Source organism: Streptomyces sp. NPDC001100, assembly GCF_053598575.1.
In genome coordinates this window covers 72,340-87,331 of record NZ_JBSFKO010000044.1, presented here as the reverse complement: position 1 = coordinate 87,331, position 14,992 = coordinate 72,340, and the positions used below count along the sequence as shown (strand labels likewise).

At 70.0% G+C, this 14,992-nt stretch carries 11 protein-coding genes; 8 read left to right on the top strand and 3 right to left on the bottom strand.

Going from position 1 to position 14,992, the window contains the following annotated elements; genetic code table 11:
* Positions 1–282: 282 nt before the first annotated feature.
* The 6 genes from ACWDEW_RS41670 to ACWDEW_RS41645 all read left to right on the top strand — a co-directional run bounded on the left by ACWDEW_RS41670 (position 283) and on the right by ACWDEW_RS41645 (position 6,911).
* Positions 283–1,836, top strand: a complete 1,554-nt coding sequence (locus ACWDEW_RS41670) for an FMN-binding glutamate synthase family protein (RefSeq protein ID WP_450520484.1) — start codon at positions 283–285, stop codon at positions 1,834–1,836.
* 40 nt (positions 1,837–1,876) lie between these two features.
* On the top strand, positions 1,877–3,622 hold the full coding sequence (locus ACWDEW_RS41665) for a thiamine pyrophosphate-dependent enzyme (RefSeq protein ID WP_450520474.1): 1,746 nt from the start codon (positions 1,877–1,879) through the stop codon (positions 3,620–3,622).
* Positions 3,623–4,049: 427 nt separating this feature from the next.
* The gene (locus ACWDEW_RS41660) at positions 4,050–4,469 is read left to right on the top strand and encodes a phage holin family protein (protein WP_450520472.1); all 420 of its coding nucleotides are present in this window, start codon (positions 4,050–4,052) and stop codon (positions 4,467–4,469) included.
* Positions 4,466–4,936: a DUF3618 domain-containing protein gene (locus ACWDEW_RS41655; RefSeq protein ID WP_450520470.1), complete on the top strand. Its 471-nt coding sequence runs from the start codon at positions 4,466–4,468 to the stop codon at positions 4,934–4,936. The genes ACWDEW_RS41660 and ACWDEW_RS41655 overlap by 4 nt, the downstream gene beginning before the upstream one ends.
* Complete coding sequence (locus ACWDEW_RS41650) at positions 4,933–5,199, top strand: DUF4235 domain-containing protein (RefSeq protein ID WP_450520468.1); 267 nt, start codon at positions 4,933–4,935, stop codon at positions 5,197–5,199. Before ACWDEW_RS41655 ends, ACWDEW_RS41650 begins: the two co-directional genes overlap by 4 nt.
* Positions 5,200–5,459: 260 nt before the next feature.
* Positions 5,460–6,911, top strand: coding sequence for a purine-cytosine permease family protein (locus ACWDEW_RS41645; RefSeq protein WP_450520466.1), 1,452 nt, complete (start codon positions 5,460–5,462; stop codon positions 6,909–6,911).
* Positions 6,912–6,951: 40 nt separating this feature from the next.
* Here ACWDEW_RS41645 and ACWDEW_RS41640 read toward each other — a convergent pair whose 3' ends face one another.
* Entirely contained in the window at positions 6,952–8,826 is a 1,875-nt protein-coding gene (locus ACWDEW_RS41640) for an ABC transporter ATP-binding protein (RefSeq protein WP_450520482.1), read from the bottom strand.
* Between the two features lie 174 nt (positions 8,827–9,000).
* On the opposite strand from ACWDEW_RS41640, the gene ACWDEW_RS41635 reads away from it, so the two are divergent.
* A complete protein-coding gene (locus ACWDEW_RS41635) occupies positions 9,001–9,933 on the top strand; it encodes a lysylphosphatidylglycerol synthase transmembrane domain-containing protein (RefSeq protein WP_450520464.1) in 933 nt (310 codons plus the stop codon).
* Between the two features lie 354 nt (positions 9,934–10,287).
* Here the strand turns inward: ACWDEW_RS41635 and ACWDEW_RS41630 are convergent, their stop codons facing one another.
* Positions 10,288–11,727 (bottom strand): FGGY family carbohydrate kinase, encoded by a 1,440-nt coding sequence (locus ACWDEW_RS41630; RefSeq protein ID WP_450520462.1) that lies wholly within the window; start codon positions 11,725–11,727, stop codon positions 10,288–10,290.
* Between the two features lie 387 nt (positions 11,728–12,114).
* Between ACWDEW_RS41630 and ACWDEW_RS41625 the strand changes: the two genes are divergently transcribed.
* Complete coding sequence (locus ACWDEW_RS41625; protein WP_450520461.1) at positions 12,115–13,212, top strand: mechanosensitive ion channel family protein; 1,098 nt, start codon at positions 12,115–12,117, stop codon at positions 13,210–13,212.
* 18 nt (positions 13,213–13,230) lie between these two features.
* Here the strand turns inward: ACWDEW_RS41625 and ACWDEW_RS41620 are convergent, their stop codons facing one another.
* Complete coding sequence (locus tag ACWDEW_RS41620) at positions 13,231–14,802, bottom strand: M1 family metallopeptidase (protein ID WP_450520459.1); 1,572 nt, start codon at positions 14,800–14,802, stop codon at positions 13,231–13,233.
* Positions 14,803–14,992 lie beyond the last annotated feature (190 nt).

Genomic DNA, 14,992 nt, shown 5'->3' with positions numbered 1-14,992 from the left:
GAGCCCGTCCGGAAATGCGGTGGGCGACCCTCGGCAGGTCGAGTGCCCGTCATTTTCCGTCTCACACCCTCATCCATTTATTGATGGCGAACCCCGCGCCGCCGAATATCAGGACCAGGAGTGGTACAGGAATCAACACAGCCCTGTCGATTCCCCTTTCCGAAAGGCCGCCGTGCCCTCTGTGCCGTTTGGCATACGGGCGTTTTTCAGTCGGGTCCGCATGGCACGGCCTGTGCGGGTTACCCGGGTGGCGTGCTGAGAACCGGAATCGTCGCGGTGGTCATGGCCGCCGCACTCGCAGTGGTCGGTGTGGCCGTCGTGGTGTCGCCCTGGTGGTGGACGGCGGCGGTGCCGCTGGCCGTGCTCGGTGTGACCGGTGTGTGGGACCTGGCCCAGCGGCGGCACTCGGTGCTGCGCAACTACCCGGTGATCGGGCATGCCCGTTTCCTGCTGGAACGCATCCGTCCCGAGCTCCAGCAGTACTTCGTCGAGCGGAACTTCGACGGGCGGCCCTTCGACCGGGACATCCGCAGCATCGTCTACGAACGGGCCAAGGGCACCGCCGCCGAGGAGCCGTTCGGCACCGAACGCGACGTGTACCAGGCTGGCTACGAGTACCTGGTGCCCTCGATGGCTCCCCGCCCGGTGCCCGAACACCCGCCCCGGGTACGGATCGGAGGCCCGGACTGCACCCGCCCGTACGACATGGCCCTGCTGAACGTCTCCGCGATGAGCTTCGGCTCGCTCTCCGCCAATGCCGTACTCGCGCTCAACAAGGGGGCCGCGGCAGGCGGTTTCGCGCACGACACCGGTGAGGGCGGGCTGTCGGAGTACCACCTGCGCCCGGGCGGCGACCTGGTCTGGGAGATCGGCACCGGCTACTTCGGCTGCCGGACCCGGGACGGGGGCTTCGACGCCGGCGAGTTCGCCGAGAAGGCGGCGGGCGAGAGCGTCAAATGCGTGTCGCTCAAGCTGTCGCAGGGCGCCAAACCCGGGATCGGCGGGGTGCTGCCCGGAGCCAAGGTCAACGCGGAGATCGCCAAGGTGCGGGACGTCCCCCAGGGACAGACGGTCATCTCACCGCCGTACCACAGCGTGTTCTCCACCCCCCGCGAACTCGTCCGGTTCATCGCGCGGATGCGGGAGCTGTCCGGCGGCAAGCCGGCCGGTTTCAAGCTGTGCCCCGGTTCACGGCGCCAGTTCCTCGCCGTGTGCAAGGCGATGATCGAGGAGGGCACCGCGCCCGACTTCATCATCGTCGACGGCGGTGAAGGCGGCACGGGCGCCGCGCCTCTCGAATTCGCCGACCACATCGGCACACCGCTCACCGAGGGCCTGATGACCGTGCACAACGCACTGGTCGGCACGGGCCTGCGGGAACAGATCCGGATTGGCGCCAGCGGCAAGATCGCCACCGGTGCCGACCTCGTCAAACGCCTGGTCCAGGGCGCCGACTACGGCAACGCGGCCCGCGCCATGATGTTCGCGGTCGGCTGCATCCAGGCCCAGCGCTGCCACACCAACACCTGCCCCGTCGGCGTCACCACCCAGGACCCGCGACGGGCCCGCGCCCTGGACGTCGGCGACAAGTCCGAGCGGGTACGCCGCCTCCAGGAGGCCACCGTCGGCAGCGCCCTCCAGATCATGGCCTCCATGGGAGTCACCGACCCCGCCCAGCTCCACCCGCACATGCTGCGGCGCCGCGTCGACGCACAGACCGTGCGCTCCTACGACGTGCTGTACGAGTGGCTCTCCCCCGGACAACTGCTGGTGGAACCGCCCGCCGACTGGGCCGCCGACTGGAAGGCCGCCGACCCCGACCACTTCACCATCTGACCTACGACCGCCCGCTTCACCGTCCGACCTGGAGGAACCCGTGGCACGAACCGTCGCCCGCGTCATCGTGGATGCCCTGAGCGAACTCGGCGTCCGCCAAGTGTTCGGCGTAGTGGGAGACGCGCTCAACCCCCTCACCGACGCCATCCGCACCACCGACGAGGTGGAGTGGGTCGGCTGCCGCCACGAGGAGGCCGCCGCCTTCGCCGCGAGCGCCCAGTCCCAGCTCACCGACCGCCTGGGCGTGTGCATGGGCACCGTCGGCCCCGGTTCCGTGCACCTCCTCAACGGCCTCTACGACGCGGCCAAGAGCCGTACGCCCGTGCTGGCCATCGCCGGGCAGGTCCCCTTGTCGGAGCTGGGCAGCGATGCCTTCCAGGAAGTCGACAACGACCTGCTCTTCCGTGATGTGGCGGTCTTCCGCGCCACCGTCACCGACCCCGACCAGCTGCCGCAGCTCCTGGAGACGGCGGTGCGCAACGCCCTGGGCCGCAAGGGCGTCGCGGTCCTCACCGTGCCGGGCGACATCGGCGACCGGGAACTGCACCACGACCGCCCGGCCCGCTTCTCCCTCACCACGCCCACCACCCGGCCCGAGGCGTCCGCCGTACGGCGGGCCGCCGACCTCCTCTCCCATGCGGAGCGGATCACCCTGCTGGTCGGACAGGGTGCCCGCGCCGCCCGCGAGGACGTCCTCGCGCTGGCGGACCGCCTCGCGGCCCCGATGGTGCTGACGTTGAAGGCCAAGGAGGGCTTCGAGGGCGACAACCCCTTCCAGGTGGGCCAGACCGGCCTGATCGGCAATCCGGCGGCGGCCGGCGCCATGCACTCCGCGGACACCCTGCTCCTGCTGGGCACCGACTTCCCCTACCGCGAGTGGTATCCCGAGGGCCGCAAGGTCCTCCAGGTCGACACCGAACCGGCGCACATCGGACGCCGCGTCCCGGTGGACATCGGCCTCGTCGGCGATGTGGGTGCCACTGTGCGCGACCTGCTCGACCAGCTGCCCGCGGACCGGGCCCGGGACCGGGGACACCTGGAGGAGGGGCGAAAGCGTTTCCTGAGCTGGCATGAGGGCCAGGCACACCTCGCCGACCCCGCACACGACACGAGCCTGGTCGGCAAGGCCCGCTCCGCGCTGGACAACCGCGAACACGACATCCGCCCGGAAGCACTGGCCGCCGCCGTGGACCGCCACGCCACCGACGACGCCATTTTCACTTCCGACACCGGAATGGCCACCGTCTGGCTCTCACGGTTCGTCGAGATGCGCGGGACCCGCCGGCTGCTCGGCTCCTACAACCTGGGCTCCATGGCGAACGCGATGCCGCAGGCACTCGGCGCGCAGTATCTGGACCGGGACCGCCAGGTCGTCGCCTTCTGCGGCGACGGCGGCCTGAGCATGCTCCTCGGCGACCTCATGACCCTCAAGTCCTACCAACTGCCGGTCAAACTCGTCGTCTTCGACAACCGCCGCCTCGGCATGGTCAAGCTGGAACAGGAACAAGCCGGTCTCCCCGAGTTCGGGACCGTCCTGGACAACCCCGACTTCGCCGCCGTCGCCACCGCCATGGGCATCACCGGCATCCGCGTCACCGACCCCGCCGACCTCGACGACGCCGTACGCCGCGCATTCGCCGCCCCCGGCCCCGTCCTGCTCGACGTCCTCACCAACCCGGACGAGATCGCCGTACCCGCCAAACCCACCGTCGAACAGGGCTGGGGCTTCGCCGTCGCCAAGATGAAGGAACTGCTGCGCAGCCACGGCGAGGAAGGCGAGCACTGACCGCCGCCGAACGTGACCATGCCCGCCCGGGATCCGCGAAAGGCGATCCGGGACGGGCTGTGGTCATGGCTGACCCTGCGGTACAGGAGACGCGGGTCAGCGGCGCCGCAGCATCATGACGACAGCGACGATGACAATGATGACGACGACAGTACCCAGGCCTATGTACACGAGCTTCTCTTTCCTTCGGAGAACAGCACCCATCGGTGCCTCGGAGAACCGAGTGCCCCCGTTAATTCCTTTCATCCCGCTCCGGCGATTCCGGTGCCCCGGCCTGGTACATAAACGCGCCGGGACAGTCATCACGGCATCAGCTCGGAACCTTTGTGGTGGCGTCTGCTCCGACCGGCGGTGAGACGTCATTGTCCGGGTACCCGGACACAGGATCGGACCTGCCGCCACACCGACGAAGGACAGGTGAGCGCCCATGACCGCAGAGGGTTCCCCACGTACCGAAAGCGGGGCACAGGTACCGGTCGGCGATCTGGTCCAGCGTGCCTCGCAGCAGTTGTCGCAGCTGGTCCGTGACGAAATGCGCCTGGCGCAGGCGGAGACGACCGAGAAGGGCAAGCGGTTCGGCAAGGGCGGCGGGCTGCTCGGCGGCGCCGGACTGGCGGGTGTTCTCACCCTCCAGGCGCTGGTGGCCACCGTGATCGCCGCGCTCGCGGTCGTCATGGACGTGTGGGCGGCGGCGCTGATCGTCACCGCCGTCCTGGCCGCCGTCACCGCGCTGATGGCGGTTCTCGGCAAGCGGCAGATCGGCAGGGCGTCCCCGCCGGCACCGGAACAGACCATCGACAGCGTCAAGGCCGACGTGGCCGAAATCAGGGAGAAGGCACACCGATGACCCAGGACAAGCCGCCCACGGGCGACGAGGCAGCACCCTCCCCGGAGGAACTGCGCGAGCGCGTCGAGGCGACCCGCCAGGAACTCGGCGAGACCGTCGAAGCGCTCGCGGCCAAGGCCGATGTCAAGGCCCGCGCCCAGGAGAAGACGCACGCCGTCAGGCAGCAGGTCGGGGAGAAGACGGTTCAGGCCGAGGCCCGACTGCGGGACAAGGCGTCAGAAGTGATCCAGGTGGTGCAGGACAGGATCCCGGAGCCGGTGCGGGCCAAGGGCGCCGCGGCCACGGAGCAGGTCCGCGACAAGGCGGTGCACGCCGGTCGGGTCGCCTGGGAGAGGACCCCGGAGCCGGCCCGCGAAAAGGCCGGCCAGGGTCTGCGGGTGGCGCGAGCCAATCGCGCCCCGCTGCTCGCCGCGGCAGCCGCAGTCGTCGCGCTGCTGCTCATCCGCCGCTCCAGGAAGCACCGATGAAAGCGAGCACGGCCGCTTACAAACCGCTCGGCATGGCCATGGGCGCCCTCAGCGGCATGCTGGCCGGTGCGGCCTTCAAACAGGTCTGGAAACGGCTCGGCCACGACGACGACACCCCCAACGCCACCGACGAACAACGCACCTGGCCCGAGGTCCTGTCGGCGGCCGCCCTGCAAGGAGCGATCTTCGCCGGCGTCAAAGCCGCCGTCGACCGTGGCGGCGCCACCGCCGTCCGCCGACTGACCGGCACCTGGCCCGGCTGACCACTGCTCTCGGCGTCCCCCGCAGCCCGAATCCGGGCGGACGCCGACAGGCAGCCGGCTTCCAGGAGGGGGCGAGATCCGGCCCCGCACCCGGTACAGGCGCGGTACCAGGCTGCTTCACTGCCTCAAGCGCGGCGCATACCTCCGGCTCCGGCGCCCAGGGTGCCTCTGAGCTGTTTCACAGGATCCGTTGCGGTTGCCGGGTTCCCTGTGGGGGATGAATGTGGCCACAGAGGCTGGATCAGCACCTGGGAGGCACCGTGACCACCGACTCAGAGCCCCGGGTGTCGGGGCTGGAGATACGTTCCATCGACTACGTCCCCCTCAACGAGCGCCATGGCAAGCTGTGGCACCTCGGCCCCCTGTGGTTCATGTCGAACGCGCAGATCGCCACCCTGGCGGTCGGTCTGATCAGCATCACCGAGGGCGGCAACCTCATCTGGTCGCTGATCGCGATCGTCGCCGGCACCCTGCTCGGCACCTTCTTCATGGCCTTCCACTCGGCCCAGGGACCGCAGCTCGGACTGCCGCAGATGATCCAGTCGCGGCCCCAATTCGGTTACGTGGGCGCCCTGTTGGTGTGGCTGTTCGCCTATGTGCAGTACGCGGGCTTCAACGTCTTCAACACGATCCTGGCCGGTGAGGCCCTGCACACCACGGTGCACGGGAACACCAAGATGTGGGTGGCCGTGGTCACCGTGGTCGGCTTCGTGATCGCGCTGGTGGGCTACGACGTGATCCACAAGGCGGAGCAGTTCCTGACGTACACCTTCCTGGTCGTCTTCGGGATCTTCACCGTGGGCGTGCTGGCGACCCTGCACTACCCGGCGGGCTCGTTCGACCTCGGCGGGTTCTCCTGGACGCCGTTCCTGGCCCAGTTCGGCGTGGTAGCCGGCTATCAGATCAGCTGGGCGATCTACGTCTCGGACTACTCGCGCTATCTCCCGCCGGACGTGACCGTCCGCAAGACCTTCTACTGGACCTACTTCGGTTCGGCGCTCGGCGGGATCTGGCTGATGACGCTGGGCGCGCTGCTCGCGGCCTGGGCGGGCAAGGACTTCGACACGATCCGCTCGATCAACGCGGCGGGCGACAAGGTGTTCAGCGGCTTCGGCGCGATCGTGCTCCTCTTCGCCACCCTGGGCCTGATCTCCGTCACCGCGCTGAACATGTACGGCGGTTCGCTGACCCTGATCAGCGCGATCGACTCGTTCAAGCGGGTCCATCCGACCGTGTCCGTACGACTGGTGACGATCGGGCTGACCGCCGCGCTCTCGCTGATCGGCGCGTTCGCCGCGACCGCTGACTTCCTGACGAACTTCAACAACTTCCTGCTGCTGGTGCTCTACCTGTTCATCCCGTGGACCGCGGTCAACCTGATGGACTACTACGTGGTGCGCCGCGGTCACTACGCGATCGCGGAGATCTTCAACCCCCGTGGGATCTACGGCCGTTGGGGCTGGAACGGCATCATCTCCTACCTGGTCGGCTTCGGCGTGATGGTGCCGTTCTTCTCCGTCGGCACCCTCTACGTCGGCCCCATCGCGCACGCCATGGACGGCGCCGACCTCTCCCTGTTCGTCGGGCTGCCGGTCGCCGGTCTGCTGTATTGGTGGCTGAGCCGCTCGATCGACGTGGCGGCCGAGATCCGGGTGGCCGAGGCGGAGGCCGAGATGTTGGAGCAGGCGGCGCACGAGCACCGCGAGCCCTGACACCCCGGATCCGCGACCACTCCGGATCCCTGACGCATCGTCAGGCGACTGTCTCCGGCTGCTGCTTCGCGAACTGTGTGCGGTACAGCTCGGCGTATCGCCCTTCGGCGGCGAGGAGTTCGTCGTGCGTGCCGCGTTCCACGACGCGGCCCGCCTCGACGACCAGGATCTGGTCGGCGGAGCGCACGGTGGACAGCCGGTGGGCGATCACCACGGCCGTACGGCCCTGGAGCGCCTCCGTCAGGGCCTCCTGCACGGCGGCCTCCGAGGTGTTGTCCAGGTGCGCGGTGGCCTCGTCGAGGATGACGACACGCTGGCGGGCCAGCAACAGGCGGGCGATCGTGAGGCGTTGACGCTCGCCTCCGGAGAGGCGGTAGCCGCGTTCGCCGACGACCGTGTCCAGGCCGTCGGGCAGGGACCGTACGAGATCGTCGAGGCGGGAGCGGCGCAGCGCGTCCCACAACTCGTCCTCGGTGGCGGCCGGCCGGGCCAGCAGGAGGTTGGCGCGGACCGAGTCGTGGAAGAGGTGGCCGTCCTGGGTGACCATGCCGAGGGTGGCCCGCAGGGAGGCGGCGGTGAGGTCGCGGACGTCGGTGCCGCCGATGCGGACGGCTCCTTCGTCGACGTCGTAGAGCCGGGGCAGGAGTTGGGCGATGGTCGACTTTCCCGCGCCGGAGGAGCCGACGAGGGCGATGGTCTGGCCGGGTTCGGCTCGGAAGGAGACGCCGTGCAGGACCTCGGCGCCGCCGCGGGTGTCGAGGGTGGCGACCTCTTCGAGTGAGGCGAGGGAGACCTTGTCGGCGGAGGGGTAGGCGAAGCGGACCTCGTCGAACTCGACCGCGACCGGGCCCTCGGGGACCTCGCGGGCGTCCGGCTTCTCCTCGATCAGCGGTTTCAGATCCAGCACCTCGAAGACGCGCTCGAAGCTGACCAGGGCGCTCATCACCTCGACGCGGGCTCCGGCGAGCGCGGTGAGCGGGGCGTAGAGGCGGGTCAGGAGCAGGGCCAGGGAGACGACGGCACCCGGCTCCAGGCTGCCGTGGAGGGCGAACCAGCCGCCGAGGCCGTAGACGAGGGCGAGGGCCAGGGCGGAGACGAGGGTCAGGGAGGTGATGAACACCGACTGGGCGGTGGCCGTGCGGACGCCGATGTCGCGGACCCGGCTCGCGCGCTCGGCGAACTCCACGGACTCCTCCTCGGGACGGCCGAAGAGTTTGACGAGGGTGGCGCCGGGGGCGGAGAAGCGTTCGGTCATACGGGTGCTCATGGCCGCGTTGAGCGTGGCCGCCTCGCGCTGCATCCGGGCCATCCGGCTGCCCATCCGGCGGGCCGGGACCACGAAGACCGGGAGCAGTACGAGCGCGAGCAGGGTGATCTGCCAGGACAGGGTGAGCATGACGGCCAGGGTGAGCAGCAGCGTGACGACGTTGCTGACCACTCCGGACAGGGTGTTGCTGAAGGCGCGTTGGGCGCCGATGACGTCGTTGTTGAGTCGGGAGACGAGCGCTCCCGTACGAGTACGTGTGAAGAACGCGACCGGCATGCGCTGCACATGATCGAACACAGCCGTCCGCAGATCGAGGATGAGCCCCTCCCCGAGCGCCGCGGAGAGCCTCCGGCCCAGAATGCCGAGGGCCGCCTCGGCGACCGCGATCAGGGCGATGAGCAGGGCGAGGCGTACGACGGTGCCGTCGTCGCCGCCCGACACGATCGCGTCGACGACGTGCCCGGCCAGTACGGGGGTCGCGACGGCGAGCAGTGCGGTCAGCACCCCGAGCAGGACGAAGCGGGCTATGGGGCGGCGGTGCGGTCGCGCGAACGCGGCGATGCGGCGCAGCGTGGCGCGGGCCAGCGGCCGGCGCTCCTGTTCGGCGGTCATGACACTGTGCAGTTGGGTCCAGGCCGTGCTCTCCATGCTCATGGGAGAGAACGTAGGACCTCAAGCGGCGTTGAGGTCAACATTCGCAGCACATCTCCGCGGAAGGACTCGTGCATGGACTCGTGCGAGGACACGTGTAAGGCCTCGCGTAAGGAACTGTCCGCGCTGCCGCAACCCGCAGTTGTCGTGGCGCGGAGAACCTCCAGTGGTGTGAGACACATCCGCGTCCGGCAGATCCTGTGCCTGCTTCCGTTGCTCCTGGTCGCCGTCGTCGCCGTCCAGCACCGGTCCGTCCTCGTCGCGGGCTTCGGCCAGCTGCGGGCGGCGGAGTGGCCCTGGCTGGTGGCGGCGGCCGGTGCCACCTGCCTGACCTGGGTCGCCGCCGCGGTCACCCGGCAGGGTGCCGTCGTCGAACGGCTGCCCGCGCGGCGGCTGTTGGCCACGCAGTTCGCGGCGGGCGCGGCGAATCATCTGCTGCCCACGGGGCTTGGCGCGGGCGCGGTGAACCTGCGGTTCCTGACCGTGTGCGGGCTGCCGCTGGCCCGGTCGTCGGCCGCGCTGGCGCTGTTCCTGCTCGCGGAGTCGATAGCCCGGCTGACGCTGCTCACCGGTCTGCTGATCGCCTTCCCCGACGCCCTGCGCCTGGGAACTCTCCTTCCGGCGGGGGCGGTCGGTCCCCTTCTCCTGATCATCGGTGCCGTGCTGTGCGCGGCGGTCGTGGTGCTCGTTCTGGTACGACGGCTGCGTACGGCCGTCCTGTCGTTCCTGCGCACCGCGCTGAGCGAGGCCCGTTCCGTGCACACCCGGCCGGCCCGGGCACTGGCGCTGTGGGGCGGTTCGCTGGCGTTCCCCGCACTCCAGGCGGCCGGACTGGTCGCCGTGGGGCAGGCGTTGGATCTGCCGGTGCCGCCCGCGCAGATGGCGCTCGCCTATCTGGCGGCGACGGTGGCCGTCGCGCTGGTGCCCACGCCGGGCGGGATCGGCTCGGTGGAGGCCGCGCTGATCGTGGCGCTGGTCGCGGCGGGCGGTCCGGTCGCGGTGGCCACGGCGGTGGTGCTGGCGTACCGGATCATCACGGTCTGGATCCCCATCATTCCGGGCGCGCTGACGCTCGGCGCGCTGGTCCGGCTGAGAGTCATCTGACGCGCGTCTGCCGGGCTCCGATCAGCTGCGCGCCACCCCGGCCAAGGGGCTCACCCCGGTGATGATGAGGACATGGCAGCCGTCCTGCCGACTCGCCAGCTCCGCACGGGAGTCGAGGTGCAGGCCGACTCGGCGCCGGACCGCCTGAGTGGCGTCCCCCGGTGTCGTCGTCCAGGGGGCGGACGATGCTTTCGCCTAGCACGTGCCGGGCGCCGGGCGGGCCCGGGCCGAGGTGGGGTCCGCGGGCGATCGCGCGGCCGACGCCCCCGCCCCGACCACTGCCACGTCGTACCCTCGCCCCGACCACCGCCACGTCGTAACTCCGCGACGGCAGGGGGCCGTTGGCCGTGACCGTCATGCGGGGGTGCGGTAGAGCAGGGCGGTGACCTCGGTTCGGAAGGCGGCGAGGCGTTCGGCCGCCTGGTCGGGGCCGATACGGGGCTCGTAGACGGCGGAGGGTTTTCCGTCGGGCAGTACGTCGGCGAGGGCCAGTCCGGGCTCGGCGCCGAGGCGGGCCAGCGCGCCCGCGCCGAGGGCGGTCGCGTCGGGCAGCACGGAGACCTCGACGGGGCGTTGCAGCAGGTCGGCCTGGGTCTGCATGAGCAGGGCGGAGCGGGTGAGGCCGCCGTCGACGCGCAGCACGTCGAGGGGTGCGCCGAGGTCGGTGGCGGCGGCTTCGGCGAGTTCTACGACCTGTGCGGCGAGGCCTTCGCACAGGGCGTGCACCAGGTGGCCGGCCGTGGTGTCGAGGCCGAGTCCGGTGAGGGAGCCCCGCAGGTCGCCGCGCCACCAGGGGGCGGCGAGCCCGGCCAGGGCGGGGACGAAGGTGACGCCGCCGTTGTCGAGGACGGTGCCGCCGACGCGGTCGAGATCGGCGGGGCCGGTGATGACGCCGAGGTCGGTGAGCCAGCGTACGGCGGAGGCGGCCGTGTACACCTGCCCGTCGAGGCAGTAACTGGTCCGCCCGTCCAGCCGCCAGGCCACGCGGCTCACCAGGCCCGAGTCCCCGTGCCGGGGTGTTTCGCCGGTGTGCGCGAGCAGCAACGCCCCGGTGTCGTAAGTGCACTTGGCGCCGCCGGGTGCGGTGATCCGCTGGGCGAGCAGGGCAGCCTGCTGGTCCACGACGAGTCCGGTGAGGGGGATCTCGGCGCCGAACGCGGCGGTCGTACCGATGGGTTGGGCGCAGTCGACGACTCCCGGGAGGCGCTCGTCCAGGAGTCCGTAGAGGTCGAGGGCGCGGGGCGACCAGGCGGCCTTGTCCAGGTCGAGGAGCTGGGTGCGGCCGGCGGTCGCGGCGTCGGTGACATGGGTGCCGGTGAGGCGGTGCACCAGCCAGGAGTCGCTGGTGGTGACCATGCCCTCGCGGGTGAGGTGGCGGCGGATCCAGGCCATCTTGGGCGCGGCGCAGCTCGGGTCGAGCGGCAGGCCGGTCAACCGGCGCAACTCATCGGCGTGCTCGGCGAGTTCGGCACAGATGGTCTCGGCGCGGCGGTCCTGCCGCACCAGTGCGTCGGTCAGTGGCATTCCGGTGTCGGGGTCCCAGGCGAGCACGGTCTCGCCCTGGTTGGCGAGGCCCAGCGCCGTCACGGGTTCGTCGGCCTCGGCGAGCGCGCGGCGCCCGGCGACGATCACCGACTCGTACAGTTCCTCGGGGTCGGCCTCGACCAGGCCGCCGGGCAGTCGACGGTTTCCCACCGAGACGAACCCGGTGCCGATCACGCCGCGTTCGGGACAGATCACCAGGGCCTTCGTACCGGATGTTCCCTGGTCGACGGCGAGTACCGGACCCGTCATACCACCCCTCCCGTAGATCAACGCCCGACAGCCTGCCGCCGCTCCGCACATCACGTCAAGCATTTCTGATCTTCAGTCAACTCGCAGATATATCTGTGGAGTTGGGGAGGACGGGCACACGGTGAGTGACGCGCAACGTGCGTCCCACCGCGCTCGACGGTGGTACGGGTCGCGTCCGAAACCCGTGCTCACAGCCCCGGACCGGGTACGAACTCACCGTCCGGATACGGCAGGATGAGCGGTCGCGCCGGTGCACGGGTCCCTCCCGGCCGGCGCGAGCGCAATACCGGCAATGCCCGCAATTCGAGCAGGTGGCAACGTGACGACACTTCACATCCGGCCGTCGGCGGCCCTCTCCGCCGCAGCTTCGCTCCCCGGAGGTGACCGATGAACCGCACGCCGACCCTGGACGACTTCATGCTGGCCGGAATCGCCCTGGCCTCGGGCCTGTTGGCGGCCTTTCTGCTGCGCGTCCTGCTGCGCTGGCTCGGCAAGCACGCCGACCGCACCCGCTGGAGCGGCGACGACGTGATCGTCGACGCGCTGCGGACCGTGGTGCCGTGGTCGGCGATCGCCGGTGGCGCGGCGGTCGCGGGGGCGGTGCTGCCGTTGACGCACACGGTCCAGCACCAGGTCAACCAGACCCTCCGCGTGCTGGTCATCCTCGCCGTGACGGTGTCGGCGGCCCGGGTGATCGCCGGTCTGGTCCGGGCGGTCACCAACTCCCGCTCGGGTGTGGCCGGTTCGGCCACGATCTTCGTCAACATCACCCGGATACTGGTGCTGGCCATCGGCTTCCTGGTGATGCTGCAGACGCTGGGCATCTCGATAGCGCCGATGCTCACCGCCCTGGGCGTCGGCGGTCTCGCCGTCGCGCTGGCTCTTCAGGACACGCTCGCCAACCTGTTCGCGGGCATCCACATCCTCGCCTCGAAGACCGTGCAGCCCGGCGACTACATCCGGCTGAGCAGCGGCGAGGAGGGATATGTCGAGGACATCAACTGGCGTCAGACGACGGTCAGGGCGCTCTCCAACAACCTCGTCGTGATACCGAACGGCCAGCTCGCCAAGACGAACATGACCAACTTCATGCGTCCCGAGCAGCAGTTGACGATCCTGGTGCAGGTGGGCGTCGGCTACGACAGCGACCTGGAGCACGTCGAGGCCGTGACCATGGAGGTAATCGCCGAGGTCATGACGGACATCACCGGTGCGATCCCGGAGCACGAACCGGCCATCCGCTTCCACACCTTCGGCGACTCCCGGATCGGCTTCACGGTGATCCTGGGCGTGGGCGAGTTCAGTGACCAGTTCCGCATCAAGCACGAGTTCATCAAGCGCCTGCACAAGCGGTATCGCGCGGAAGGCATCCGGATCCCGGCGCCCACGCGGACGGTGGCGTTGCAGCAGGGCGCGATCGCCATACCGCAGCAGCGGGTCCCGGAGGACGAGCCGGGCGAAGTCTCCTCCACCCGGCTCGACTGACCTGGTCGGTCAACTCCCTCAGAGCGTCGCCGAGTTGTCACGGTAGTGCCGCGGGGCGGTGAGCGACGACCTCACCGGCGTCACCGTCCAGTCCGGATGACCGGGCATGCGCGGCGTCGTCGTACCGTAGAGCCAGTCCCGCAGGAAGCCGGACAGGTCCTGGCCGGAGACCGTCGACGCGACGGCGATGTAGTCCTCCGTCGTCGCCGAGGAGTCGCGGTACCGGGCCAGGAAGGCGCGTTCCACGGCGTGGAAGGTGTCCTCGCCGATGAACTCCCGCAGGGCGTACAGGACCAGGACACCGCCCAGGTAGCGCTGGCTGTCGAAGAGGTTGACCGCGTTGGGTGCCGCGACCGGGCCGGAGTCGTGGCGCCACTGGTCGCCGCGCGCGTAGGTGTCCTTCATACGGGCCTCCATCGTCGTCAGACCGAGGGAGTCGGGCCAGCCGCGCTCGTAGCGGTAGAGCAGCCCGTAGAAGTCGGCGTGGCCCTCGTTCAGCCACAGGTCGGCCCAGGTGGCGGGGCTGACACTGTTGCCGAACCAGGAGTGGACCAGCTCGTGCATCATGTGCGAGCCGATCTTGCTCTCCACCTGGAGCAGGAAGTTCGGCTTGTACAGGGTGAGGGTCTGGGTCTCAAGTCCGGTGAAATCGAAGGCGGTCGGGCTGTCGGAGTTGCAGGGCAGCAGTCCGTACGTCTCGAACGGGAACGCCCCCAGCCGCTGCTCCAGCCAGTCCACCAGGCCCGGCGTCAGCGCGAGCGCCGGTTCCAGGGCTGCGGCGCGGGCGGTAGGCACGATGTCCCGCAGCGGCAGCCCGTGCGGGCCGCTGCGCTCCTTGACGACGTAGTCGCCGACCGTGAGCTGCACCAGCTCGGTCGCCATCGGCGAGCGCGAGCGGTAGCTGAACGCGGTCCGGTCGCCGTCCAGCGGCTCGGTGCAGACCAGTTGACCGTTCGCGACCCCGCGCAGCCAGTCCGGGACGGTGATCCGGAACGTGAAGTCGGCCTTGTCGCTGGGGTGGTCGTTGCAGGGGAAGACGGTGTGCGCCAGGTTCGGCTGGCCGCACACCGCGAAGCCGTCGGGAGTGATGACCCAGCCGCCGGTGGGCGCGGCGGCGCGGCTCGGGTCGGCGGAGTACTCCACGCAGACGGTGACCCGGGCCCTCTCCGGGAGAGTTCGGGCGGGCGTGATCCGCAGTTTCTCGCCGACCTGCTCGAAGTCGGTGCTGCGGCCCTGGACGCGGACCGCGTGGATGTCGAGGCCGAGGGAATCGAGGGAGAACCGGTCCAGGGCCTCGGTGGTGCGCAGTTCTATCGTGACCGTGCCGTCGACGAGCCTGGTCGTCGGGTCGTAGGCGAGGTCGAGGTCGTAGGAGCGGACGCGGTAACCGTCGTTGCCGAGGCCCGGGTACACCGGGTCGCCCAGGGTCTCGGCGCCCTCGTCGCCGTACCCCTGCGCGGTCTTCTCGTCGCCGTTCGGCGCGTCGTCGTTCCCCCGTCCGGCCGCGAAGGCCGGGGAACCCGCGGTCAGTGCTGTTGCCGTACCGATCAGGGCGGCCAGCGGGGCCGTCACTCTGGTGCGATTTCTCATGATTCGCTCTCGCTCGGGCGGCCGGGTGGTCAGCTCCGGCCGTCGGTCAGTGAAGGTGATCCGTTCCTTACTGACTGCCGAACCGGTCGGTCGGTTGCCCTTGATCGACGGACTGGTGTTCGCGCAGTGCGGACGGACCGCTGTCGAGTGGGATCCCATCACGAGATATCTTGATGTCGAGCAATGTTGC

Excerpts from the sequence above, each read along its gene's own strand:
- ACWDEW_RS41655 (WP_450520470.1), top strand. The coding sequence starts at position 4,466 with ATGACCCAGGACAAGCCGCCCACGGGCGACGAGGCAGCACCCTCCCCG.
- ACWDEW_RS41650 (WP_450520468.1), top strand. The coding sequence starts at position 4,933 with ATGAAAGCGAGCACGGCCGCTTACAAACCGCTCGGCATGGCCATGGGC.
- ACWDEW_RS41660 (WP_450520472.1), top strand. The coding sequence starts at position 4,050 with ATGACCGCAGAGGGTTCCCCACGTACCGAAAGCGGGGCACAGGTACCG.
- ACWDEW_RS41620 (WP_450520459.1), bottom strand. The coding sequence starts at position 14,802 with ATGAGAAATCGCACCAGAGTGACGGCCCCGCTGGCCGCCCTGATCGGT.
- ACWDEW_RS41625 (WP_450520461.1), top strand. The coding sequence starts at position 12,115 with ATGAACCGCACGCCGACCCTGGACGACTTCATGCTGGCCGGAATCGCC.
- ACWDEW_RS41630 (WP_450520462.1), bottom strand. The coding sequence starts at position 11,727 with ATGACGGGTCCGGTACTCGCCGTCGACCAGGGAACATCCGGTACGAAG.
- ACWDEW_RS41640 (WP_450520482.1), bottom strand. The coding sequence starts at position 8,826 with ATGGAGAGCACGGCCTGGACCCAACTGCACAGTGTCATGACCGCCGAA.
- ACWDEW_RS41670 (WP_450520484.1), top strand. The coding sequence starts at position 283 with ATGGCCGCCGCACTCGCAGTGGTCGGTGTGGCCGTCGTGGTGTCGCCC.